Origin of the sequence: Enterobacter sp. MF024, assembly GCF_005843915.1 — a bacterium.
Lineage (GTDB): Bacteria > Pseudomonadota > Gammaproteobacteria > Enterobacterales > Enterobacteriaceae > Enterobacter > Enterobacter barmai.
Window position 1 is genome coordinate 73,712 of the sequence record NZ_VCBB01000009.1, and the last position, 23,823, is coordinate 97,534.

Here is a 23,823-nt window from a genome sequence, read left to right on the forward strand (position 1 = left end):
AGCGAAGCGCCACCGGGCAATGTGTTTACTGGTAAACAGGCAACAGATTAAAGCTCGACAGCACGTGGACCACTGCGTTGCCAATGCCGAACACCAGAATCAGCGCAATCATCGGCTTACCGCCCCAGACGCGGAATTTTGGGCTACCGAAGCGCTTACGTGATTTGCGTGCCAGCAGCGCCGGGACAATCGCCGCCCAGACGGTCGCCGCCAGCCCGGCATAGCCAATGGCATACAGGAAACCGTTTGGCCACAGCAGGCCACCGATCACCGGCGGCAGGAAGGTCAGCAGCGCGGTTTTCAGACGGCCCAGGGCTGAATCATCAAAACCACACAGGTCGGCCAGATAGTCAAACAGGCCCAGGGTCACGCCGAGGAATGAGCTCGCCACGGCGAAGTTGGAGAAGATCACCAGCAGCAGATCCAGGCTACGGCTGTTCAGCACCCCGCTCAGCGCCTGCACCAGCACATCAATGTTACCGCCCTTCTGCGCAATGCCGATGAATTCCGGACGTGGGATGTTGCCCATTGTCCCCAGTAGCCAAATCACATACAGCCCCAGCGCCAGCAGCGTGCCATAGACCAGGCAGCGGGTGATGGTGCGCGGATCTTTGCCGTAATACTTCATCAGGCTTGGGACGTTGCCGTGGTAGCCAAACGAGGCCAGACAGAACGGCAGGGTCATCAGCAGATACGGGGAGTATGAGGTGTTGCTCTGTGCCACGTTAAACAGGGTCGCTGGCGTAACGTGTCCCAGCAGGCTGCCAAAGGTCAGGAAAAAGGTGATGACCTTCGCGCCCAGCACAATGGCCGTCATCCGGCTCACCGCTTTGGTGCTCATCCAGACGATAAACGCCACGCCAAGGGCAAAGCACAACCCCGCCACGCGCGCCGGCACATCCAGCGACATCTCTGAGAAGGTGTGATGCAGAATCGAACCGCTCGCCGAGATATAGGCGTAGGTCAGGATATAAAGCACGAAGGCAATGGAGATGCCGTTGACGACATTCCAGCGTTTGCCCAGCAGGTCGCGGGTGATGGTGTCGAAGCTCGAACCAATGCGGTAGTTGAGGTTAGCCTCAAGGATCATCAGGCCGGAGTGCAGCATGCAGAACCAGGTGAAGACCAGCGCTGCCAGCGACCAGAAGAACCACGCCCCGGACATGACCACCGGCAGAGAGAACATCCCCGCGCCTATGATGGTGCCGCCGATAATCACCACACCGCCGAGCAGTGAGGGTGACGTTTGGGTGGTGGTTAGTGTCGCCATACAGCCTTTTCTCCAGTCAATAATTTGGGACCTGCATTTTAATGTGCTGCACTGTACCAGTACAATAGTACAAAGGGAATAAAAAAAAGCCCCGATAAGAATATCGGGGCTGTATATTTTACTTTACGACTGAAGCGTAAGGCTTACGCGTCACGGCGACGGCTTGGGCCATCTTCGCGGCGTGGGCCACGGCTTTCGCGACGCTCACCGCTGAAACGACCTGCACCCGGTGCAGCGCCTTCACGACGAGGACCACGACCGCCTTCACGACGCTCACCGCCGAAACCACGGCCAGCAGGACGATCGCCATCACGACGCGGACCACGGTCCGGACGCGGCTGAGCATCACCCAGCAGCTGCATGTTCATCGGCTTGTTCAGGATGCGGGTACGGGTAAAGTGCTGCAGAACCTCGCCCGGCATGCCTTTTGGCAGCTCGATGGTAGAGTGAGTACCGAACAGCTTGATGTTACCGATGTAACGGCTGCTGATGTCGCCTTCGTTAGCGATCGCGCCAACGATATGACGAACTTCAACACCATCATCACGGCCCACTTCAATGCGGTACAGTTCCATTTCGCCAGCATCACGACGTTCGCGACGTGGACGGTCTTCACCACCACGCTCTGGACGGTCGCCACGTGGGCCACGATCGTTACGGTCGCCACGACGTTCGAAACGATCGTCACGGTCACGGAATTCACGCTTAGGACGCATCGGTGCATCTGGCGGTACGATCAGAGAACGTTCGCCCTGCGCCATCTTCAGCAGTGCAGCGGCCAGCGTTTCGACATCCAGCTCTTCGCCTTCGGCGGTCGGCTGAATCTGCGCCAGCAGCGCACGGTACTGATCCAGATCGCTGCTTTCCAGCTGCTGCTGTACTTTAGCGGCGAATTTTTCCAGACGGCGTTTGCCCAGCAGATCTGCGTTTGGCAGGTCAGCTTCTGGAATGGTCAGTTTCATGGTGCGTTCGATGTTACGCAGCAGACGACGCTCGCGGTTCTCAACGAACAGCAGCGCACGGCCCGCACGACCTGCACGACCGGTACGGCCGATACGGTGAACGTAAGACTCGGAGTCCATTGGGATGTCGTAGTTAACAACCAGGCTGATACGTTCTACGTCCAGACCACGTGCTGCCACGTCGGTTGCAATCAGGATATCCAGACGACCGTCTTTCAGACGCTCCAGAGTCTGCTCACGCAGGGCCTGGTTCATGTCGCCGTTCAGCGCGGCGCTGTTGTAGCCACTACGTTCCAGGGCTTCAGCCACTTCCAGGGTCGCATTTTTGGTACGAACGAAGATGATCGCCGCATCAAAATCTTCTGCTTCCAGGAAACGCACCAGCGCTTCGTTTTTACGCATGCCGTATACAGACCAGTAGCTCTGGCTGATATCCGGGCGAGTAGTCACGCTGGACTGGATGCGCACTTCCTGCGGCTCTTTCATGAAGCGGCGGGTAATGCGACGGATCGCTTCCGGCATGGTTGCAGAGAACAGAGCGGTCTGATGACCTTCCGGGATCTGCGCCATAATCGTTTCTACGTCTTCGATGAAGCCCATGCGGAGCATTTCGTCAGCTTCATCCAGAACCAGACCGCTCAGTTTAGAGAGATCCAGCGTACCGCGCTTCAGGTGATCCAGCAGACGACCCGGCGTACCGACGACGATCTGTGGGCCCTGACGCAGGGCGCGTAACTGCACGTCGTAACGCTGGCCGCCGTACAGGGCAACCACGTTTACGCCACGCATATGTTTAGAGAATTCAGTCATAGCTTCCGCAACCTGAACAGCCAGTTCACGGGTCGGAGCCAGTACAAGGATCTGCGGTGCGCGCAGGTCCGGATCGATGTTGTTAAGCAGCGGCAGCGAGAATGCTGCAGTTTTACCGCTACCAGTCTGGGCCATGCCCAGCACGTCACGACCAGAGAGCAGATGTGGGATACATTCTGCCTGGATCGGAGATGGTTTTTCGTAACCCAGATCGTTAAGGGCTTCAAGGATAGGAGCCTTCAGGCCCAGATCTGCAAAAGTGGTTTCGAATTCAGCCATGTAGTACGAGTGCCTCAATGTCAATGGCGGCCAGTCTACATAACTCGTCGTGAAAATTTTCGGTAATTTTCATTAAAAGTGTGAACCGGCTCAAAGTAGGTGTATTGACGAACAACAACGCCCTCACCCGTTAAGATGATGGCAATCAAAAAAATGATTACGGGCTGATGTTTATGTCGTCAGCTATTGCTGGTCCGATTCTGCCAGGTCGTCATGCTCCTGGCCCAAGAGCGATAATTCCAACAATGCATAACGGTGCTCAACGTAGTTGTGTACGTTATTAGCGACCGCTAATTTGAACAGTGCCGTGGCGCTGTCCATATCCCCCAGACTTAGGTAGTACTTACCTAAATAGAAGTTGGTTTCACTGAGATGCTCAGCGAGCGAGGTGTTATCCGTTGCGTCTGCCTTGAGCCTTTCCATCAGCGTTGCTTCGCTGATGTTGCCCAGGTAGAACTCGACAATATTCCATCCCCACTGTTCCTTGTCCGATTTTTCGAAGCGTTGCTTTAACGCGTCTTTAGCCTGCTTTTCGTCGAGCTTCTGCTCAACAATGAAAAGCCACAGGCTACGGAAAGGATCGTTAGGATCGTCTTGATAAAACGCCAGCAGATCATCTTGCGCTAACTTGTCACGACCGCCGTAATACAGGGCGATCCCGCGATTCAAGTGCGCGTAGTTGTAAGTTGGATCAAGCTCAAGTACAGAATCAAACGCTTCATAGGCAGCATCAAAATTGCCTGCCTGCGTTAAATAAATGCCTAAGTAATTGAATACTTCAGGCATATCCGGTCGGATCGCCAACGCTTGTGAAAAATCATTTCGCGCCAGTGCCCTCAGACCGAGACTATCATACAACACTCCGCGCTCATATAAAAGCTGTGCGCGTTCGTCATCGGTTAAAGCCCGACTGGCAAGAATTTGTTCCATGCGTGCCAGAATCACTTCCTGCTGCAAAGTCGGTTGCAGTGGCACTGCGAGGACTTCACTTTTACGCCAGGCAGAGTTGCTGCATCCTGCCAGCGTCAAAGCTGTCGCAACGAAACACCAGCGCAGAAAAGGCTTCATTTCCCACTCCCGAAGACAACTATTGGATGAACGTCCTGTCCCCCGGCGGCTCAACAAGGCGTCCTGCCTGATAACAAGCCCCCCGCTTGCGCGGAGGGCAAAAGGCAACCTTACTCGCCCTGTTCTGCTGCCGGAGCTTCCGGCGCAGCGGCAGAGGATTGCTCGGTCGCTTCTTTAATGCTCAGACGGATACGGCCCTGGCGGTCAACTTCCAGAACTTTAACCGGAACTTCCTGACCCATCTGCAGGTAATCGGTCACTTTCTCAACGCGCTTGTCAGCGATCTGAGAGATGTGAACCAGACCTTCTTTACCGCCACCGATGGCAACGAATGCGCCAAAGTCAACGATACGGGTCACTTTACCGCTGTAGATACGGCCCACTTCGATCTCTGCAGTGATCTCTTCGATACGACGAATAGCGAATTTCGCTTTCTCGCCGTCGGTCGCTGCGATCTTCACAGTACCGTCATCTTCGATTTCGATGGTGGTGCCGGTCTCTTCGGTCAGAGCACGGATAACAGAACCGCCTTTACCGATAACGTCTTTGATCTTGTCCGGGCTGATCTTGATGGTGTGGATACGTGGTGCGAACTGAGAAATGTCGCCACGCGGCGCATTAATCGCCTGTTCCATTACGCTCAGGATGTGCAGACGTGCACCTTTCGCCTGGTTCAGCGCAGCATGCATGATCTCTTTGGTGATGCCTTCAATTTTGATATCCATCTGCAGGGCAGAGATACCTTCGCGGGAACCCGCAACTTTGAAGTCCATATCACCCAGGTGATCTTCGTCGCCCAGGATGTCAGACAGAACAACGTAGTTGTCGCCTTCTTTCACCAGACCCATCGCGATACCCGCAACGGCTGCTTTCACAGGAACACCCGCGTCCATCAGTGCCAGAGAAGCACCACACACGGAAGCCATGGAAGAAGAACCGTTAGATTCGGTGATTTCTGAAACCACGCGAACGGTGTACGGGAATTTATCATCATCTGGCATTACAGCCAGTACGCCGCGCTTCGCCAGACGACCGTGACCAATTTCACGACGCTTCGGCGAGCCAACCATACCGGTTTCACCTACGGAGTACGGAGGGAAGTTGTAGTGGAACAGGAAGCTGTCAGTGCGCTCGCCCATCAGTTCATCGATGTTCTGTGCGTCACGGGCAGTACCCAGGGTCGCGGTAACCAGCGCCTGCGTTTCACCACGGGTGAACAGTGCGGAACCGTGAGTACGTGGCAGAACGCCAGTACGCACATCCAGACCACGGATCATGTCTTTTTCACGACCATCAATACGCGGCTCGCCTGCCAGAACGCGGCTACGAACAACGTTTTTCTCAATAGCGTGCAGAATTTCGCTCAGCTCGTTAGCGTCCAGGGATTCATCTTCTGCAACCAGCGTAGCGATGGTTTCAGATTTGATGACGTCAACCTGAGCATAACGTTCCTGCTTGTCGGTGATGCGGTAAGCATCGCTCAGACGTGCTTCTGCCAGGGCTGCAACGCGTGCATTCAGCGCGTCGTTTACTGCTTCTGGCTGCCAGTCCCAACGTGGTTTACCGGCTTCTTTCACCAGGTCGTTGATGTTCTGGATAACGATCTGCTGCTGGTCGTGGCCAAATACCACAGCGCCCAGCATCTGGTCTTCGCTCAGCAGTTCTGCTTCGGATTCAACCATCAGTACCGCAGCTTCTGTACCGGCAACTACCAGGTCCAGCTTGCTCTCTTTCAGCTCGTCCTGAGTTGGGTTCAGAACGTACTGGTCGTTGATGTAACCAACGCGCGCAGCACCGATAGGACCGTTGAATGGAATACCAGACAGGGACAGGGCTGCAGATGCGCCGATCATCGCAACGATGTCCGGGTTAACCTGTGGGTTAACGGAAACAACGGTGGCGATAACCTGGACTTCGTTCACGAAGCCTTCCGGGAACAGCGGACGAACCGGGCGGTCAATCAGACGCGCAATCAGGGTTTCGCCTTCGCTTGGACGGCCTTCACGACGGAAGAAACCACCCGGGATTTTACCGGCAGCGTAGGTACGCTCCTGGTAGTTTACGGTCAGTGGGAAGAAGTCCTGACCTGGTTTTGCTTTTTTCTGGCCAACTACGGTTACGAATACCGCGGTGTCATCCATGCTTACCATAACGGCAGCAGTAGCCTGACGCGCCATCATGCCGGTTTCCAGCGTAACGGTATGTTGACCGTACTGGAATTTACGAACAATCGGATTCAGCAAGATTCTGTCCTTTCTTAAATGAATGACAGCACACCAGAGGCGTGCTGACTTTTACCGGACCTTCTTCGCATCCTCGCGACTAATGACAACCGACACCCTCATGGGTGAAGCCTCTCATTAGCCGCGCGAACCTCTGCAATGAAGATCATTTATAGCAACAATACATTAGTTTCCAGTGAATTGCTGCGGTCTGGTTGAAAAAAGGGGCCATAAGGCCCCCTTTTCTGAAACTCGCAAGACTTAGCGACGCAGACCCAGACGCTCGATCAGCGCGGTGTAGCGTGCAACATCTTTACGTTTCAGGTAGTCGAGCAGTTTACGACGCTGAGAAACCATACGCAGCAGACCACGACGGCTGTGGTGATCTTTTTTGTGCTCTGCAAAGTGACCCTGCAGGTGGTTAATCTGTGCAGTCAGCAGTGCAACCTGAACTTCGGTAGAACCGCTGTCGTTAGCATCACGACCAAACTCAGAAACGATTTTAGCTTTAGCTTCAACGCTTAGAGACATTTTAAAACTCCAAAATATAAAGAATGAAAGGAAGCCGATCTCTAATTCAGCTTTCCCATGTATAACGCATGTCAATTGTTAAACAATTTTCCAGACGTTAAGCCGCAATATTCTACCCGCCTCCCCTGCTTATCGCAAGGTGAGGCGTCAGCTTATGCCGGATATTCAACCACCAGACGACGTGGTGCGACGCGACCTTCGTCGTCGATTTCACCCATACCGATAAAGGTGTTCTCATCCCCTTCCGTTACGCGTACCAGCCCCTGCGCAGGCACACTCGCCGTACGCACCGGGTTGCCATTTTTAAAGTAAACGGAGGAGGTTAACGGCAGATTCACCACCGGATAGTCCGAAGCAGGACTGTCCATCGGCATCAGTAAAGGGTCCAGCAAATCCGCGACTTCAGCGTCCTGCGCCTGCGCCTGATCTACCAGCGCCTGCAGCTGCTCCAGCGTCACCATCCGCTCAGCCGGGTATTTGCTGACCGCCAGACGACGCAGATAAATGACGTGTGCGCCACAGCCCAACTTTTCACCCAGATCGTCGATGATGGTGCGGATGTAGGTGCCTTTTGAGCAGTGCACTTCCAGCTCCAGCTCATCACCTTCGTGACGGATGAACAGCAGCTCATACACCGTAATCGGACGGGCCTCGCGAGGTACTTCAATCCCCTGACGCGCATACTCATAGAGCTTTTTGCCCTGGTACTTCAGCGCCGAATACATTGACGGCACCTGCTGGGTATCGCCACGGAAGCTCTCCAGCGCAGCCTCAAGCTGCTCAGCGCTGAACGTCACCGGACGCTCTTCAACAACCTGACCATCCGCATCGGAGGTGTCCGTACGCTGGCCCAGCTTTGCAATCACGCGGTAGCGTTTGTCCGAATCCAGCAGATACTGGGAAAACTTCGTCGCTTCACCCAGGCAAATCGGCAGCATACCGGTCGCCAGCGGATCCAGCGCACCGGTATGTCCAGCACGGTTAGCATTGTAGAGACGTTTTACTTTTTGCAGCACGTCGTTGCTGGAAGCCCCCTGAGGTTTATCCAGCAGCAGCACGCCGTGCACGTCGCGACCGCGACGACGAGGACGACTCATCAGTCCTCCTTTTTATCGTCCGGGTTCACACGACGCTCATCATCCTGCTTCACCACGCTGGTGACCAGGTTGGACATGCGCATCCCTTCAACCAGTGAGTTGTCGTAGAAGAAGGTCAGTTCCGGCACGATACGCAGACGCATAGCTTTGCCCAACAGGGAACGGATAAAACCGGATGCATCCTGCAGTGCTTTGATACCCAGCTTAACCGCCGCTTCATCCTGATCGTTCAGGAAGGTGACAAACACTTTGGCATAGGCAAGATCGCGGGAGACTTCGACACCGGATACGGTGGTCATCATGCCCAGACGTGGGTCTTTAATTTCGCGCTGCAGGATGATTGCGATCTCTTTTTGCATTTCCTGCGCTACGCGCTGAGGGCGACCAAATTCTTTCGCCATAATAAATTCTCCAGACAAAAAAGGGGCTAAAGCCCCTTTTTAAAATTATTGCCGGGTGGCGCTTCGCTTACCCGGCCTACGCAGTTGCGGCCCAAAAGCCCACAAAGATTACGCGATGGTACGCTGAATTTCGATGATCTCGAACACTTCGATCATATCGCCAACGCGAACGTCGTTGTAGTTCTTCACGCCGATACCACATTCCATACCGTTACGGACTTCGTTAACGTCATCTTTGAAGCGGCGCAGGGATTCCAGCTCGCCTTCGTAGATAACCACGTTGTCACGCAATACGCGGATTGGGTTGTGACGCTTGATGTTACCTTCGGTAACCATACAGCCCGCGATCGCACCGAATTTCGGTGATTTGAACACGTCACGAACTTCAGCCAGACCGATGATCTGCTGTTTCAGTTCCGGAGACAGCATACCGCTCATCGCTGCTTTCACTTCGTCGATCAGGTGATAGATGACGGAGTAGTAACGCAGATCCAGGCTTTCCGCTTCGATCACGCGACGCGCAGAAGCATCGGCACGAACGTTGAAGCCAACCAGAATTGCGTTGGACGCTGCTGCCAGGGTTGCGTCGGTTTCGGTGATACCACCTACGCCGGAACCGATGATCTTCACTTTCACTTCGTCGGTAGACAGTTTCAGTAAAGAGTCGGAGATCGCTTCCACAGAACCCTGAACGTCTGCCTTCAGAACGACGTTCACTTCGTGAACTTCGCCTTCGGTCATGTTGGCGAACATGTTCTCGAGTTTAGATTTCTGCTGACGAGCCAGTTTAACTTCACGGAATTTGCCCTGACGGTACAGCGCAACTTCACGCGCTTTCTTCTCGTCACGAACAACGGTCACTTCATCACCGGCAGCCGGAACACCGGACAGACCGAGGATTTCCACAGGAATGGATGGACCCGCTTCCAGCACTTCACGACCCAGTTCGTCACGCATTGCACGAACACGGCCATATTCGAAGCCACACAGAACGATGTCGCCTTTGTTCAGGGTACCTTCACGGACCAGAACGGTAGCCACCGGGCCACGGCCTTTATCCAGGAAGGATTCAATTACCGCGCCGCTCGCCATACCGTTGCGAATCGCTTTCAGCTCCAGAACTTCAGCCTGCAGCAGGATTGCGTTCAGCAGGTCATCGATACCGGTACCGACTTTTGCAGAAACCGGGATGAACTGAGACTCACCGCCCCACTCTTCCGGCATAACACCGTACTGGGACAGTTCGTTTTTAACGCGATCCATGTCCGCTTCTGGCTTATCGATTTTGTTCACAGCAACAACCAGAGGCACCTGCGCCGCTTTCGCGTGCTGGATAGCTTCGATGGTCTGTGGCATCACGCCATCGTCTGCCGCAACCACCAGAACAACGATATCCGTTGCCTGAGCACCACGAGCACGCATAGAGGTAAACGCGGCGTGGCCCGGGGTATCCAGGAAGGTGATCATCCCGTTATCGGTTTCTACATGGTATGCACCGATGTGCTGGGTAATGCCGCCTGCTTCGCCAGAGGCGACTTTGGTGGAACGAATGTAGTCCAGCAGAGAGGTTTTACCGTGGTCAACGTGACCCATGATGGTCACAACTGGAGCACGCGGCTCAGCTGCTGCGCCAGTGTCACGGTCGCTCATTACCGCTTCTTCCAGCTCGTTTTCACGACGCAGGATAACTTTGTGGCCCATCTCTTCGGCAACCAGCTGTGCGGTTTCCTGGTCGATGACCTGGTTGATGGTCGCCATAGCGCCCAGCTTCATCATTGCTTTGATGACCTGAGAGCCTTTAACGGCCATCTTGTTCGCCAGATCGCCAACGGTGATGGTTTCGCCGATGATAACGTCACGGTTAACGGCCTGAGCTGGCTTCTGGAAGCCCTGCTGCAGCGCGGAACCTTTACGCTTGCCACCTTTACCACCGCGACCCGCTGCACGCGCTTCTTCGCGATCGGCTTTGGATTCAGCGTGCTTGTTGCCTTTCTTCTGAGGACGCGCAGTTTTGGATGCGGTGCGGGTACGGCCACGGCCACCTTCAACCTCACGGTCGTTTTCGTCTTCTGCCTGACGCGCGTGCTGAGAAGTAGTTACGTGGTAATCGCTGTTGTCTTCAGACGGTTCAGCGGTATTCACGCCGTTCTTCTCGTTTTCTTCTGCCATACGGCGCGCTTCTTCAGCAACACGACGTGCGTCTTCTTCCAGCTTACGGCGTGCTTCTTCTTCCGCTTTACGCTTCAGTTCGGCAGCTTCATTTTCACGACGGGCTTTTTCCGTCTGGGCTGTTTTGGTCATTTCGTCAGTCTGTTGATTGCTCACTTTGTCTTTTTCCGCCGCGTCACGCTTCGCTTTATCACTGGCATCGCGCTTCGCTTTTTCTGCGGCCTCACGTTCAGCTTTTAATTCTGCCTCACGTTTGGCGGCTAATTCCGCCTCACGCTGAGCTTGTTCTTCCGCTTCACGCTGTGCCTGCTCTTCCGCTGCAAGGCGTTCAGCCTCTTGCGGATCACGTTTTACAAAGGTGCGCGTCTTGCGGACTTCGATTTGTACCGATTTGCTTTTTCCACCGGTACCTGGAACATTTAACGTACTACGCGTTTTACGCTGTAACGTCAGTTTATCAGGCGCTGAGCCGTGCTCACGGTTCAGGTGCGATAATAAGGTTTGTTTTTCTTGCGCGGTCACTGAGTCATCAGCAGACTTAGGGATCCCTGCATCAGCAAATTGCTGTACCAGGCGGTCCACGGAAGTCTGAATCTCAGCAGCCAGCGTTTTTACAGTTACATCAGTCATGCTGTTCCTTCCTGCTACAGTTTATTACGCTTCGTCGCCGAACCAGCAGATATTACGTGCGGCCATGATGAGCTCGCCGGCTTTCTCGTCGGTTAAACCGTCGATATCAGCCAGGTCATCAACGCCTTGTTCAGCGAGATCTTCCAGCGTACAAACACCACGGGCAGCCAGCTTGAACGCGATCGCACGATCAAGACCTTCCAGATTCAGCAGGTCATCAGCCGGCTTGTTATCACCAAGGCTTTCTTCCTGAGCCAGTGCCAGGGTGGTCAGTGCGTTTTTAGCGCGGTCACGCAGGGCTTCAACGGTTGCTTCGTCCAGACCGTCAATTTCCAGCAGTTCTTTCATTGGCACGTAGGCCAGTTCTTCCAGCGTTGAGAAACCTTCTTCAACCAGAACGGTGGCGAAGTCTTCGTCAATGTCCAGGTATTTAGTGAAGGTATCAATAGCTGCATGGGCTTCAGCCTGGTGCTTAGCCTGCAGGTCGTCAACAGTCATTACGTTGAGTTCCCAGCCGCTCAGCTGCGAAGCCAGACGGACGTTCTGACCGTTACGGCCGATAGCCTGTGCCAGGTTACCTGCTTCGACGGCGATATCCATGGTGTGCTTGTCTTCGTCTACAACGATAGAGGCAACGTCAGCCGGAGCCATCGCGTTAATCACGAACTGCGCCGGGTTGTCGTCCCACAGAACGATATCAATACGCTCGCCACCGAGTTCAGTCGAAACGGCCTGAACACGCGCGCCACGCATACCGACGCAAGCACCGACCGGATCGATACGCTTGTCGTTGGTTTTCACCGCAATTTTCGCACGAGAACCCGGATCGCGGGCAGCGGCTTTAATCTCGATCACTTCTTCGCCAATTTCTGGCACTTCAATGCGGAACAGTTCGATCAGCATTTCAGGTTTAGAACGGGTCACGAACAGCTGAGCACCACGCGCTTCTGGACGCACAGCGTACAGAACGCCGCGGATACGGTCGCCCGGACGGAAGTTTTCACGCGGCAGCATGTCTTCACGCAGGATAACGGCTTCAGCGTTACCGGCCAGCCCTTCAGATTTGATCTCCAGAGAGATGTTGTCGCGGTTAACTTTTTTCACCACACCAGTGACGATTTCGCCTTCCTGATCGCGGAACTGGTCAACGACCATAGCGCGCTCAGCTTCACGTACTTTCTGGACGATAACCTGTTTAGCAGTCTGGGTGGTGATACGGTCGAAGGTGACGGATTCGATCTGATCTTCAACGTAATCGTCAACGTTCAGGCTCTCATCTTCGAAACGTGCCGCTTCCAGAGTGATCTCTTTCGTTGGCTGAGTCACTTCTTCAACGATAACCCAACGACGGAAAGTATCGAAATCGCCGCTCTTACGATCGATGCTTACGCGAACATCAATCTCTTGTTCGTATTTTTTCTTGGTTGCCGTAGCCAGTGCACTTTCCAGCGCTTCAAAAATCTTCTCGCGCGGCAGTGATTTTTCGTTGGAGACGGCTTCAACAACAGCCAAAATTTCTTTGTTCATCGCGGGCTTTTCACCTCATCCAGACTGTTAAAAGTGGGGAACCAGGTTCGCCTTCTGGATATTACTCAGCGCGAACACTTCATCTTTGCCTTCGACTGTTACTGTGATCATCTCACCATCAACGGCCTTAATAACGCCCTGCCATTTACGGCGGTTTTGTACAGCCATGCGCAGAACGATAGCCGCTTCTTCACCAATGTAGTGCGTGTAGTGTTCAGCAGTGAACAGCGGGCGATGCAGACCAGGCGAGGAAACTTCCAGGTTATAGGCGACGGTAATAGGATCTTCAACATCAAGAACCGCACTCACCTGGTGGCTAACATCAGCACAATCATCAACATTGATGCCATCTTCACTATCAATATAGATGCGCAGCGTGGATGTACGGCTGCGAATGAATTCGATGCCGACCAGTTCGTAGCCCAGTGCTTCGACTGGCGCTTTAATCATCTCTGTTAATTTTTGGTCTAATGTGGACAAGCCCACCCCCAAGACGTAAAAAAAGGGCATAAAGCCCAGTTATTCTGTAGTCAGATAACAAAAAACCCCGATAAATCGGGGCTTTAGATAACTGAACCCTATAGCCACAACTGTGGCCTGGAGCACTTTCAAAAAGAATTTTTTCAAATCCAGCTACGAAGGCGCTAAGTCTTCACAGTATATTTGAAAAAGGACTTTATAGGAAAGTGGTTGCGGGGGCCGGATTTGAACCGACGACCTTCGGGTTATGAGCCCGACGAGCTACCAGGCTGCTCCACCCCGCGCCTGAAACGTGGCAAATTCTACTCGCTGTGGGTAAAAAATGCAAATAATGCTGGGATTTGGTACCGAGGACGGGACGTAAAATCGGCATACAGTATATTGATAGCGTAGGCCCCCTGTCAACCCTGTGAACCGCAGCGATTCAGACGGGAAATTTTTACAAAAAATACACGAATCTCTTTCGGTACTTGCCAAAAGATGATTAAATGAAAACTCACTTATTCTGCATAAAAATGCATTTTAGGGTGAAGCGATCACTCATCAGTCAATCAAGCAGGGTTTTATTTTATGACGACGATTCTCAAGCATCTTCCGCAAGGACAACGTATTGGCATCGCTTTTTCAGGCGGCCTGGATACCAGCGCTGCACTGCTGTGGATGCGCCAGAAGGGAGCGGTTCCGTATGCATATACTGCGAACCTGGGTCAGCCGGATGAGGACGATTATGACGCGATCCCTCGTCGTGCCATGGAGTATGGTGCAGAGAATGCTCGCCTGATTGACTGCCGTAAGCAGCTGGTTGCCGAAGGTATCGCTGCCATTCAGTGCGGTGCTTTCCACAACACCACCGGTGGCCTGACCTATTTCAACACCACTCCGCTCGGCCGCGCAGTTACCGGCACCATGCTGGTTGCCGCCATGAAAGAAGATGGTGTTAACATCTGGGGCGATGGCAGTACCTATAAAGGCAACGACATCGAACGTTTCTACCGTTACGGTCTGCTGACCAACGCTGAACTGCAGATCTACAAGCCGTGGCTGGATACTGACTTCATCGATGAACTCGGCGGCCGTCACGAAATGTCTGAATTTATGATCGCCTGTGGCTTTGACTACAAAATGTCAGTCGAGAAAGCCTACTCCACCGACTCCAACATGCTGGGTGCCACGCACGAAGCAAAAGACCTCGAGTTCCTGAACTCCAGCGTGAAGATCGTGAACCCGATCATGGGCGTGAAGTTCTGGGACGAAAACGTCAAAATCCAGGCAGAAGAAGTGACCGTACGTTTCGAGCGCGGCCACCCGGTTGCCCTGAACGGCCAGACCTTCTCTGACGACGTGGAGCTGATGCTGGAAGCTAACCGCATCGGCGGCCGTCACGGCCTGGGTATGAGCGATCAGATTGAAAACCGTATCATTGAAGCGAAAAGCCGTGGCATCTACGAAGCTCCGGGGATGGCGCTGCTGCACATCGCTTACGAGCGCCTGCTGACCGGTATCCATAACGAAGATACCATCGAGCAGTATCACTCTCACGGTCGTCAGTTGGGTAAACTGCTGTATCAGGGCCGTTGGTTCGACCCGCAGGCGCTGATGCTGCGTGATGCCCTCCAGCGTTGGGTGGCAAGCGCCATTACCGGTGAAGTGACCCTGGAACTGCGTCGCGGCAACGACTACTCGATCCTGAATACCGTCTCTGACAACCTGACCTACCAGGCAGAACGTCTGACCATGGAAAAAGGCGAGTCCGTCTTCTCTCCGGACGATCGTATTGGTCAACTGACCATGCGTAACCTGGATATCACCGATACTCGCGCCAAGCTGTTCACCTATACCGAGAACGGTCTGCTTTCCGTATCCACCGGCAATGGTCTGCCGCAGGTTGAGAATCTGGAAAAGTAATCGCGAATTAACAAAGACAAAAGGCGCCTGAGGGCGCCTTTTTTAATGTCTGCTATTTCTGTTTTCGTAGGCCCGGCAAGCATCGCGCCGCCGGACAAAACCATAAACTTCAGACGAAAAAAAAGACGTCTTTCGACGTCTTTCTTTCGGAATATTGGTACTGAGGATGGGACTCGAACCCACAAGCCCGTTAGGGCACTACCACCTCAAGGTAGCGTGTCTACCAATTCCACCACCTCAGCACGGATACTTCTCTTACTGCGGGATATCGCTGGTCGGCTTAGCCGGTGCAGCTGGCTGAGTCTGCTCAGATTTCGCTGGCGCGCTCAGATTGTCCCACTCGCTTCCTTTGTTGATCTTGTTGCTATTGATATTGCCAAGCGCCAGACTGATGATGAAAAACAGCGTTGCCAGAATCGCCGTTGCGCGGGTCATGAAGTTACCAGAACCACTTGAACCGAACAGCGTACCAGAAGCGCCTGCTCCAAAGGAGGCCCCCATATCAGCGCCTTTACCTTGCTGCAGCATGATCAGCGCTACCAGAGCGATGGCTACAATAAGGAAAACTACCAAAAGAGCTTCGTACATAATCAACCTGTTCCTTGCGGATTTGCCGCATACCAATGCTTCAACCAATAAGCAGGAAATTTGCTTTCCCACTGAAGCGGGTGTGAATACTAACCAAAGCGAATGACCTTCGCAAGGGCAATTTCGGCTCATTGTATCAAGTGCGGAAAAAAACAGCAAAACCGCCACAACTGTACAAAACAAAGGCGGCACAGGCCGCCTTTTTAAGCACTTAACCGGATTTACGCTGCTTTGACCGCATCAGCGATACGATGGGCAAATTCGGTGACCTGCGCTTCGTCTTCCCCTTCCACCATTACGCGGATCAGCGGTTCTGTACCTGACTTACGCAGCAGGACGCGCCCACGGGAGCCCAGCGCCGCTTCCACCTCGGCCATTACCGCCTTCACATTCTCGTTTTCCAGCGGGTCGCCCTTACCTGCGGTAAAGCGGACGTTAACCAGGATCTGCGGGAACATTTTCATACCACTGCACAGATCGTGCAGGGACATATGGTTACGCACCATCGCCGCTACTACCTGCAGGCTTGCGACAATACCGTCACCGGTAGTGGTTTTGTCGAGCAGGATCACGTGGCCGGAGTTTTCGGCCCCAATGCGCCAGCCTTTCTCCTGAAGTTTTTCCAGTACGTAGCGATCGCCCACTTTCGCGCGCACAAACGGGATGCCCAGCTGCTTGAGCGCCAGCTCGAGGCCCATGTTGCTCATCAGGGTACCGACGGCGCCGCCGCGCAGTTGCCCCTGGCGCAGACCTTCGCGGGCAATGATATAGAGGATCTGATCGCCGTCGACTTTATTGCCTTCGTGGTCGACCATGATGACGCGGTCGCCGTCGCCGTCGTAAGCGATACCCAGATCGGCCTTTTCTGCCAGCACGCGCGCCTGCAGGGCGCGGACATCCGTTGCGCCCACTTCGGCATTGATGTTCAGCCCGTTTGGTTCGCAACCGATAGCCACAACCTGCGCGCCCAGCTCACGGAACACATTAGGCGCGATGTGGTAGGTGGCACCGTTCGCGCAATCGACCACAATTTTCAGATGACCCAGGCTCAGCTCGTTCGGGAAGGTACCTTTGCAGAATTCAATGTAGCGACCCGCAGCATCGACGATACGGCTGGCTTTACCCAGCTCAGCGGAGTCAACGCAGGTAAGCTCTTTTTCCATTTCCGCTTCAATCGCTTCTTCAACATCATCCGGCAGCTTGGTGCCGTCAATGGAGAAGAATTTGATACCGTTATCGTAGAACGGGTTATGCGACGCAGAGATAACAATGCCCGCTTCCGCACGGAAAGCGCGGGTGAGGTAAGCAACTGCCGGCGTTGGCATTGGGCCGGTGAAAGAGGCCGACAGCCCGGCAGCTGACAGACCCGCTTCCAGCGCAGATTCGAGCATATAGCCGGAAATACGGGTGTCTTTACCGATAATGATTTTGCGCGAGCCGTGGCTTGCCAGCACCTTGCCAGCCGCCCAGCCTAACTTCAGCACAAACTCAGGCGTAATTGGCGCATCGCCCACGCGTCCACGAATGCCGTCGGTACCAAAAAATTTACGATTACTCATAGCGGGAGTTTTCCTTAGCTGCCAGTGTGGCTTCCACCACTCGCATGGCTTCTGCTGTTTCTTTTACGTCATGAACGCGAATTATATTTGCTCCCTGCATCGCTGCAATCACCGCACAGGCCAGACTACCACTCAGGCGCTCTGATGGCCCAACATTAAGCAGTTGCCCTATCATGGATTTTCTCGACATTCCGACCAGCAGCGGCAGGCCAAAATGGTGAAACTCAGATAAGCGAGCAAGAAGTTCGTAGTTATGAGAGAGATTTTTACCGAAACCGAAGCCCGGGTCGAGCAGCAATTTCTCTTTTGCGATACCGGCACGTTCACAGCGCGCAATATGCTCTTTGAAGTAGCGGTTCACGTCTGCAAACACGTCACTGTATTTCGGTGCATCCTGCATGGTTTTCGGCTGACCCTGCATATGCATCAGGCAGACCGGCAACCCGGTCTCGGCAGCCGCCTCAAGCGCGCCGGGTTCGGTGAGGGAGCGAATGTCATTAATTATGTGAGCACCCACTCTGGCCGATTCGCGGATCACCTCTGGCTTTGAAGTATCTACCGAGATCCAGACTTCGAAACGCTGGGCAATTGCCTCCACCACCGGAATGACGCGCGACAACTCCTCATCAACGCTGACATCCGCCGCCCCTGGACGCGTCGACTCTCCACCTACATCGATAATCGTCGCGCCGGCATTTATCATCAGATTCGCATGCCTGACCGCATCAATAAGCGAGTTATGCGTGCCGCCATCTGAAAAAGAGTCTGGCGTGACGTTCAGGATCCCCATCACATGCGGATGAGAAAGATCGAGATAAGAATCCTGGGCGAAGAGTTTCATGGCAAGTCCCTGATTTTTTGGTTAAGCAGACAAGAAAAACCCCGGGGCAAGCCCCAGGGTTTCAGGTAAAGAGAACTTCATTTACAGCGGTGACTTATTTGTCGCCCAACTGTTCTGACATGGTGTTGCCCGGGTTCGGCGTACGCGGTTCATCGACCGGACGCGGCGCACGTGGCGTACCGTTGTTGTCAGAGTTGTTGGAAGCGCCTGGATCTTCCCAGCCCGCCGGTGGACGAACATCACGGCGTGCCATCAGGTCGTCGATCTGCGGCGCATCGATGGTCTCATATTTCATGAGCGCATCTTTCATGGCGTGCAGGATATCCATATTGTCATTCAGGATCTGACGGGCGCGACCGTAGTTACGTTCAATCAGCGCTTTCACTTCCTGGTCGATGATACGTGCTGTTTCATCGGACATATGTTTCGCTTTCGCCACGCTGCGGCCGAGGAACACTTCGCCTTCTTCTTCCGCATACAGCAGCGGACCAAGTTTGTCGGAGAAGCCCCACTGGGTCACCATGTTACGCGCCAGGTTTGTCGCGACTTTAATGTCGTTAGACGCACCGGTCGAAACATGTTCCACACCGTAGATAATCTCTTCTGCCAGACGACCGCCGTAAAGGGTCGAAATCTGGCTTTCCAGTTTCTGGCGGCTGGCGCTGATAGCATCGCCTTCCGGCAGGAAGAACGTCACGCCAAGCGCACGGCCACGAGGGATAATCGTCACTTTATGCACCGGATCGTGTTCCGGTACCAGGCGACCGATAATCGCATGACCTGCTTCGTGGTAAGCCGTGGACTCTTTCTGCGCTTCCGTCATCACCATGGAGCGACGTTCCGCACCCATCATGATTTTGTCTTTCGCTTTCTCGAACTCCACCATGGAAACCACACGCTTGTTGCCGCGGGCAGCAAACAGCGCAGCTTCGTTCACCAGGTTAGCCAGATCGGCACCGGAGAAGCCCGGTGTACCGCGCGCAATGATTGCCGCATCGATGTCCGGAGACAGCGGTACGCGACGCATATGCACTTTCAGGATCTGCTCACGACCACGAACGTCTGGCAGACCCACTACAACCTGACGGTCAAAACGGCCTGGACGCAGCAGCGCAGGGTCAAGAACGTCCGGACGGTTAGTCGCCGCGATAACGATGATACCTTCGTTACCTTCGAAGCCATCCATCTCAACCAGCATCTGGTTCAGCGTCTGTTCACGTTCATCGTGACCGCCACCCAGACCCGCGCCACGCTGGCGGCCTACGGCGTCGATTTCATCGATAAAGATGATGCACGGTGCCGCTTTCTTGGCCTGTTCGAACATGTCACGCACACGAGATGCACCGACACCCACGAACATTTCCACGAAGTCAGAACCTGAAATGGTAAAGAATGGCACCTTCGCTTCACCTGCGATGGCTTTCGCCAGCAGGGTTTTACCGGTACCCGGAGGGCCGACCATCAGGACGCCTTTCGGGATCTTACCGCCCAGTTTCTGGAAGCGGCTCGGCTCGCGCAGGTACTCGACCAGTTCACCTACCTCTTCTTTTGCTTCGTCGCAACCTGCCACGTCAGCAAAAGTGGTTTTGATCTGGTCTTCCGTCAACATACGCGCCTTGCTCTTACCGAACGACATGGCGCCTTTGCCACCGCCGCCCTGCATCTGACGCATAAAGAAGATCCAGACGCCGATAAGCAGCAGCATCGGGAACCAGGAAATGAAGATAGAAGCCAGCAGGCTTGGCTCTTCCGGCGGCTCACCGACCACCTTGACGTTTTTAGTCAGAAGGTTATCAAGCAGCTTAGGATCGTTCACCGGAATGTAAGTCGTGTAACGGTTACTATCTTTCTTGGTAACGTTGATCTCACGTCCGTTGATACGCGCTTCGCGAACCTGATCCTGGTTGACCTCTTGCAGGAAGGTAGAGTAGTCCACCTTGCGGCCATTAGACTCGCTGGGCCCAAAGCTCTGGAATACTGACATCAGCACAACGGCAATGACCAGCCAGAGTATTAGGTTTTTCGCCATGTCACTCAAGGGATTAACCTCTTATTACAACTGTGTTAAAAACAGCGTCAGGATACTCTGTATCCGATTTATTTCAAACTTTCGCCTGAAATTCACCGGCTATCATTTTCGCCCGGTCGCTACAATATACACTTCACGTGAACGCGCACGCGAAGAGTCCGGCTTACGAACTTTAACCTTCGTAAACAGGGAGCGAATTTCCTTCAGATACTCCTCGAAACCTTCGCCCTGGAACACCTTCACTAAAAAACTACCACCCGGCGCTAATACATCACGACACATTTCTAACGCCAGTTCTACCAGATACATGGAGCGAGGGATATCCACCGCCGGTGTTCCGCACATATTTGGCGCCATATCGGACATGACAACCTGAACTTTACTGTCACCTACCCGTTCAAGTAACGCTTTCAGTACTAATTCATCACGAAAATCGCCCTGAAGGAAGTCCACACCAACGATGGGATCCATAGGTAAAAGATCGCAGGCGATAATTCGGCCAGTTCCGCCGATTTGTGTTACCGCATACTGCGACCATCCACCGGGCGCTGCACCGAGGTCGACAATCGTCATCCCCGGCTTAAAGAGTTTGTCACTTTGCTGTATTTCATCAAGTTTAAACCAGGCACGGGAACGTAACCCCTTTTTCTGTGCCTGTTGAACATATTTATCGCTAAAGTGTTCCTGGAGCCAGCGGCTCGAGCTAGCAGAACGCTTTTTACCTGTCATTTAACTTTCCGTCCTGGTTCATCGTAGCCTGTGGTGTAAATTTCCACTCAGCAATTTGGCGATATTAGGGAGATGGCGGTAGAATGAACCGTTTTCAATCCCAACGTAAGCAAAAATATACGATGAATCTGAGTACTAAACAAAAACAGCACCTTAAAGGTCTGGCACATCCGCTCAAGCCTGTAGTTATGCTTGGCAACAATGGTTTGACCGAAGGGGTACTGGCCGAGATTGAACAAGCGCTGGAGCACCACGAATTAATCAAGGTGAAAATTGCCTCTGAAGACAGAGACACCAAGACCTTGATCGTGGAAGCAATCGTGCGCGAGACCGGCGCCTGTAATGTACAGGTCATCGGTAAAACGCTGGTGCTCTACCGCCCATCTAAAGAGCGTAAAATCTCGCTGCCACGCTAAGATTATCCTGAATTGAACACAGTTACTGTGTAAAACGAGGGGTTTTTCTTTAGCAGGTGAGCAAAATGCCATGCTCCTTGAGTTGATAAAAGGCCGCTATGCGGCCTTTTTCCTATCTTTACAATGTATCAACATCTGCCCGTGGATGCGAATTACAGGTAATCAACCTTGGTAATTTCGAATTCCACTTCGCCACCTGGGGTGCGGATGGTGACAACATCGTCCTGCTCTTTACCCACCAGGCCGCGTGCGATTGGTGAGTTTACCGAGATCAGATTCTGCTTAAAGTCAGCTTCGTCATCACCCACGATGCGGTAGGAGACCTCTTCATCGGTATCCAGATTGATCACGGTGACGGTTGAACCAAAAATCACACGCCCGTTATTTGGCATTTTTGTGATATCAATCACCTGTGCATTCGACAGCTTGGCTTCGATATCTTTAATACGCCCTTCGCAGAACCCCTGCTGTTCACGCGCAGCGTGATACTCAGCATTCTCTTTCAGATCGCCATGCTCACGCGCATCAGCGATCGCAGCAATGATTTCAGGGCGGCGAACAGATTTCAGGAAATCCAGTTCTTCACGCAGTTTTTCAGCGCCACGTAAGGTCATCGGAATAGCTTGCATTTGTTATACCTCTTTGACATTCCTGTTGGGTACGGGTAACCGACCCGACGACTGGCCCCGCAGGCATCACAGCCTGGCACAGGTCAGAAGCAAAAGAAAACTGACCCGGAAGCAAACTCCCAGGTCAGCAGCAATTTTTCAATTTGATACGCATTTTACCGCGAAGTTCAGTATGGGTCATCGTTTACTTTACAGGGCGTTGGGCCGTAGTATGGCGGTTTGTTTCCGGGTTGTTAGCGCGAGATTATGCGATTTTCCAGATTTATCATCGGATTGACCACCACTATAGCGTTCACTGTCCAGGCAGCGAACGTCGACGAGTATATTAATCAGCTGCCCGATGGCGCCAATCTTGCTCTGGTCGTGCAAAAGGTGGGGGCCCAGGCGCCTGAAATTGATTATCACAGCCAGCAGATGGCTCTGCCCGCCAGTACGCAAAAGGTGATCACGGCGCTGGCTGCCCTGCTGCAGCTGGGACCTGATTTTCGTTTCACGACCACGCTTGAAAGCAAAGGCAACATCGAGAGTGGCGTACTGAAAGGCGATCTTATCGCCCGCTTTGGCGGCGATCCGACCTTTAAGCGTCAGGATATTCGCAACATGGTCGCCGTGTTGAAGAAGTCTGGCGTCCAGCGCATTGAAGGTAATGTGCTCATTGATACGTCCATTTTCGCCAGCCATGATAAAGCGCCCGGCTGGCCGTGGAATGATATGACCCAGTGCTTCAGCGCCCCGCCTGCGGCAGCGATTGTCGATCGCAACTGCTTCTCCATTTCGTTGTACAGCGCACCAAAACCCAACGATTTAGCCTTTATTCGGGTGGCGTCTTACTATCCGGTCAACATGTTCAGCCAGGTGCGTACGCTGGCGAAAGGCTCACCGGAAGCGCAGTACTGCGAACTGGATGTAGTCCCGGGCGATCTGAACCGCTTTACCCTGACCGGTTGCCTGTCCCAGCGTGCCGATCCGCTGCCGCTGGCCTTCGCTATTCAGGACGGCGCAAGCTATGCGGGGGCGATCCTCAAAGATGAGCTGAAGCAGGCCAACATTACCTACAGCGGTACCCTGCTGCGCCAGACGCAGAGCAACGAGCCCGGCACCGTGATTGCCAGTAAGCAATCGGCACCGCTGCACGATCTGCTCAAAATCATGCTGAAAAAATCGGACAACATGATCGCCGATACCGTATTTCGTATGATTGGCCATGCCCGCTTCGGCGTACCTGGCACCTGGCGTGCCGGTTCAGATGCGGTGCGTCAGATCCTCCGCCAGCAGGCCGGCATCGATCTCGGCAATACCATCGCGGTGGATGGTTCAGGTCTGTCGCGTCATAACCTGATCTCCCCTGCCACCATGATGCAGGTGCTACAGTACATTGCTCAGCACGACACTGAACTAAACTTCATCTCAATGCTGCCGCTTGCCGGTTATGACGGCTCCCTGCAGTACCGTGCGGGCCTGCACGCTGCGGGCGTCGATGGCAAAGTCTCTGCCAAAACGGGTTCCCTGCAAGGGGTGTATAACCTGGCCGGGTTTATCACCACCGCCAGCGGACAGCGAATGGCATTCGTGCAGTACCTTTCTGGCTATGCGGTTGAACCTGCTGACCAACGTAACCGCCGTATCCCGCTGGTGCGCTTTGAAAGCCGGCTTTACAAGGACATTTATCAGAATAACTAGC

General features: G+C 53.7%; 20 protein-coding genes and 2 tRNA genes. 3 read left to right on the forward strand and 19 right to left on the reverse strand.

Going from position 1 to position 23,823, the window contains the following annotated elements:
- Nucleotides 1-25: 25 nt before the first annotated feature.
- The 12 genes from mtr to FFB58_RS14825 all read right to left on the reverse strand — a co-directional run bounded on the left by mtr (nucleotide 26) and on the right by FFB58_RS14825 (nucleotide 13,730).
- Nucleotides 26-1,270: a tryptophan permease gene (mtr, locus tag FFB58_RS14770; RefSeq protein ID WP_138370302.1), complete on the reverse strand. Its 1,245-nt coding sequence runs from the start codon at nucleotides 1,268-1,270 to the stop codon at nucleotides 26-28.
- Nucleotides 1,271-1,413: 143 nt separating this feature from the next.
- On the reverse strand, nucleotides 1,414-3,321 hold the full coding sequence (locus tag FFB58_RS14775; RefSeq protein ID WP_039031658.1) for a DEAD/DEAH family ATP-dependent RNA helicase: 1,908 nt from the start codon (nucleotides 3,319-3,321) through the stop codon (nucleotides 1,414-1,416).
- Nucleotides 3,314-3,394 (reverse strand): protein YrbN, encoded by an 81-nt coding sequence (yrbN, locus tag FFB58_RS23160; RefSeq protein WP_138370335.1) that lies wholly within the window; start codon nucleotides 3,392-3,394, stop codon nucleotides 3,314-3,316. The genes FFB58_RS14775 and yrbN overlap by 8 nt, the downstream gene beginning before the upstream one ends.
- 110 nt (nucleotides 3,395-3,504) lie before the next feature.
- Nucleotides 3,505-4,389, reverse strand: a complete 885-nt coding sequence (gene nlpI, locus FFB58_RS14785) for a lipoprotein NlpI (RefSeq protein ID WP_039031657.1) — start codon at nucleotides 4,387-4,389, stop codon at nucleotides 3,505-3,507.
- Nucleotides 4,390-4,499: 110 nt separating this feature from the next.
- On the reverse strand, nucleotides 4,500-6,632 hold the full coding sequence (gene pnp / locus FFB58_RS14790) for a polyribonucleotide nucleotidyltransferase (protein ID WP_138370303.1): 2,133 nt from the start codon (nucleotides 6,630-6,632) through the stop codon (nucleotides 4,500-4,502).
- Between the two features lie 240 nt (nucleotides 6,633-6,872).
- Nucleotides 6,873-7,142 carry a 30S ribosomal protein S15 gene (gene rpsO, locus FFB58_RS14795; protein WP_032614416.1) on the reverse strand — a complete coding sequence of 90 codons (270 nt, stop codon included), beginning with the start codon at nucleotides 7,140-7,142 and terminating at the stop codon, nucleotides 6,873-6,875.
- Nucleotides 7,143-7,294: 152 nt separating this feature from the next.
- On the reverse strand, nucleotides 7,295-8,239 hold the full coding sequence (gene truB / locus FFB58_RS14800) for a tRNA pseudouridine(55) synthase TruB (RefSeq protein WP_138370304.1): 945 nt from the start codon (nucleotides 8,237-8,239) through the stop codon (nucleotides 7,295-7,297).
- Nucleotides 8,239-8,640, reverse strand: a complete 402-nt coding sequence (rbfA, locus tag FFB58_RS14805) for a 30S ribosome-binding factor RbfA (protein ID WP_039031654.1) — start codon at nucleotides 8,638-8,640, stop codon at nucleotides 8,239-8,241. The genes truB and rbfA overlap by 1 nt, the downstream gene beginning before the upstream one ends.
- A gap of 108 nt (nucleotides 8,641-8,748) precedes the next feature.
- Entirely contained in the window at nucleotides 8,749-11,439 is a 2,691-nt protein-coding gene (infB, locus tag FFB58_RS14810) for a translation initiation factor IF-2 (RefSeq protein WP_039031653.1), read from the reverse strand.
- 24 nt (nucleotides 11,440-11,463) lie between these two features.
- Nucleotides 11,464-12,966, reverse strand: coding sequence for a transcription termination factor NusA (nusA, locus tag FFB58_RS14815; RefSeq protein WP_039031652.1), 1,503 nt, complete (start codon nucleotides 12,964-12,966; stop codon nucleotides 11,464-11,466).
- A gap of 27 nt (nucleotides 12,967-12,993) precedes the next feature.
- Nucleotides 12,994-13,446 carry a ribosome maturation factor RimP gene (rimP, locus tag FFB58_RS14820; protein WP_032614627.1) on the reverse strand — a complete coding sequence of 151 codons (453 nt, stop codon included), beginning with the start codon at nucleotides 13,444-13,446 and terminating at the stop codon, nucleotides 12,994-12,996.
- Nucleotides 13,447-13,653: 207 nt separating this feature from the next.
- Nucleotides 13,654-13,730: transfer RNA gene (locus FFB58_RS14825), tRNA-Met, on the reverse strand.
- Between the two features lie 286 nt (nucleotides 13,731-14,016).
- Here FFB58_RS14825 and argG point away from each other — a divergent pair.
- A complete protein-coding gene (gene argG, locus FFB58_RS14830; protein WP_039031651.1) occupies nucleotides 14,017-15,351 on the forward strand; it encodes an argininosuccinate synthase in 1,335 nt (444 codons plus the stop codon).
- Nucleotides 15,352-15,506: 155 nt separating this feature from the next.
- On the opposite strand, the gene FFB58_RS14835 is transcribed toward argG, so the two are convergent.
- The 6 genes from FFB58_RS14835 to rlmE form a co-directional block, all read right to left on the reverse strand.
- Nucleotides 15,507-15,593 (reverse strand) — tRNA-Leu (locus FFB58_RS14835).
- A 13-nt stretch (nucleotides 15,594-15,606) separates the two neighbouring features.
- Nucleotides 15,607-15,939: a preprotein translocase subunit SecG gene (gene secG, locus FFB58_RS14840; RefSeq protein WP_039031650.1), complete on the reverse strand. Its 333-nt coding sequence runs from the start codon at nucleotides 15,937-15,939 to the stop codon at nucleotides 15,607-15,609.
- Between the two features lie 221 nt (nucleotides 15,940-16,160).
- On the reverse strand, nucleotides 16,161-17,498 hold the full coding sequence (glmM, locus tag FFB58_RS14845; protein ID WP_114385673.1) for a phosphoglucosamine mutase: 1,338 nt from the start codon (nucleotides 17,496-17,498) through the stop codon (nucleotides 16,161-16,163).
- The gene (gene folP / locus FFB58_RS14850; RefSeq protein WP_039031648.1) at nucleotides 17,491-18,339 is read right to left on the reverse strand and encodes a dihydropteroate synthase; all 849 of its coding nucleotides are present in this window, start codon (nucleotides 18,337-18,339) and stop codon (nucleotides 17,491-17,493) included. The genes glmM and folP overlap by 8 nt, the downstream gene beginning before the upstream one ends.
- A 94-nt stretch (nucleotides 18,340-18,433) precedes the next feature.
- Entirely contained in the window at nucleotides 18,434-20,368 is a 1,935-nt protein-coding gene (gene ftsH, locus FFB58_RS14855; RefSeq protein ID WP_039031647.1) for an ATP-dependent zinc metalloprotease FtsH, read from the reverse strand.
- A 102-nt stretch (nucleotides 20,369-20,470) separates the two neighbouring features.
- Nucleotides 20,471-21,097 carry a 23S rRNA (uridine(2552)-2'-O)-methyltransferase RlmE gene (gene rlmE, locus FFB58_RS14860; protein WP_039031646.1) on the reverse strand — a complete coding sequence of 209 codons (627 nt, stop codon included), beginning with the start codon at nucleotides 21,095-21,097 and terminating at the stop codon, nucleotides 20,471-20,473.
- Between the two features lie 122 nt (nucleotides 21,098-21,219).
- On the opposite strand from rlmE, the gene yhbY reads away from it, so the two are divergent.
- On the forward strand, nucleotides 21,220-21,513 hold the full coding sequence (yhbY, locus tag FFB58_RS14865; RefSeq protein WP_032614629.1) for a ribosome assembly RNA-binding protein YhbY: 294 nt from the start codon (nucleotides 21,220-21,222) through the stop codon (nucleotides 21,511-21,513).
- A gap of 152 nt (nucleotides 21,514-21,665) precedes the next feature.
- Here yhbY and greA read toward each other — a convergent pair whose 3' ends face one another.
- The gene (gene greA / locus FFB58_RS14870) at nucleotides 21,666-22,142 is read right to left on the reverse strand and encodes a transcription elongation factor GreA (RefSeq protein ID WP_039031645.1); all 477 of its coding nucleotides are present in this window, start codon (nucleotides 22,140-22,142) and stop codon (nucleotides 21,666-21,668) included.
- Between the two features lie 246 nt (nucleotides 22,143-22,388).
- Between greA and dacB the strand changes: the two genes are divergently transcribed.
- A complete protein-coding gene (gene dacB / locus FFB58_RS14875; protein ID WP_039031644.1) occupies nucleotides 22,389-23,822 on the forward strand; it encodes a serine-type D-Ala-D-Ala carboxypeptidase in 1,434 nt (477 codons plus the stop codon).
- Nucleotide 23,823: the final 1 nt, after the last annotated feature.

Excerpts from the sequence above, each read along its gene's own strand:
- mtr (WP_138370302.1), bottom strand. The coding sequence starts at position 1,270 with ATGGCGACACTAACCACCACCCAAACGTCACCCTCACTGCTCGGCGGT.
- FFB58_RS14775 (WP_039031658.1), bottom strand. The coding sequence starts at position 3,321 with ATGGCTGAATTCGAAACCACTTTTGCAGATCTGGGCCTGAAGGCTCCT.
- yrbN (WP_138370335.1), bottom strand. The coding sequence starts at position 3,394 with ATGAAAATTACCGAAAATTTTCACGACGAGTTATGTAGACTGGCCGCC.
- nlpI (WP_039031657.1), bottom strand. The coding sequence starts at position 4,389 with ATGAAGCCTTTTCTGCGCTGGTGTTTCGTTGCGACAGCTTTGACGCTG.
- rpsO (WP_032614416.1), bottom strand. The coding sequence starts at position 7,142 with ATGTCTCTAAGCGTTGAAGCTAAAGCTAAAATCGTTTCTGAGTTTGGT.
- truB (WP_138370304.1), bottom strand. The coding sequence starts at position 8,239 with ATGAGTCGTCCTCGTCGTCGCGGTCGCGACGTGCACGGCGTGCTGCTG.
- rbfA (WP_039031654.1), bottom strand. The coding sequence starts at position 8,640 with ATGGCGAAAGAATTTGGTCGCCCTCAGCGCGTAGCGCAGGAAATGCAA.
- infB (WP_039031653.1), bottom strand. The coding sequence starts at position 11,439 with ATGACTGATGTAACTGTAAAAACGCTGGCTGCTGAGATTCAGACTTCC.
- nusA (WP_039031652.1), bottom strand. The coding sequence starts at position 12,966 with ATGAACAAAGAAATTTTGGCTGTTGTTGAAGCCGTCTCCAACGAAAAA.
- argG (WP_039031651.1), top strand. The coding sequence starts at position 14,017 with ATGACGACGATTCTCAAGCATCTTCCGCAAGGACAACGTATTGGCATC.
- secG (WP_039031650.1), bottom strand. The coding sequence starts at position 15,939 with ATGTACGAAGCTCTTTTGGTAGTTTTCCTTATTGTAGCCATCGCTCTG.
- glmM (WP_114385673.1), bottom strand. The coding sequence starts at position 17,498 with ATGAGTAATCGTAAATTTTTTGGTACCGACGGCATTCGTGGACGCGTG.
- folP (WP_039031648.1), bottom strand. The coding sequence starts at position 18,339 with ATGAAACTCTTCGCCCAGGATTCTTATCTCGATCTTTCTCATCCGCAT.
- ftsH (WP_039031647.1), bottom strand. The coding sequence starts at position 20,368 with ATGGCGAAAAACCTAATACTCTGGCTGGTCATTGCCGTTGTGCTGATG.
- rlmE (WP_039031646.1), bottom strand. The coding sequence starts at position 21,097 with ATGACAGGTAAAAAGCGTTCTGCTAGCTCGAGCCGCTGGCTCCAGGAA.
- yhbY (WP_032614629.1), top strand. The coding sequence starts at position 21,220 with ATGAATCTGAGTACTAAACAAAAACAGCACCTTAAAGGTCTGGCACAT.
- greA (WP_039031645.1), bottom strand. The coding sequence starts at position 22,142 with ATGCAAGCTATTCCGATGACCTTACGTGGCGCTGAAAAACTGCGTGAA.
- dacB (WP_039031644.1), top strand. The coding sequence starts at position 22,389 with ATGCGATTTTCCAGATTTATCATCGGATTGACCACCACTATAGCGTTC.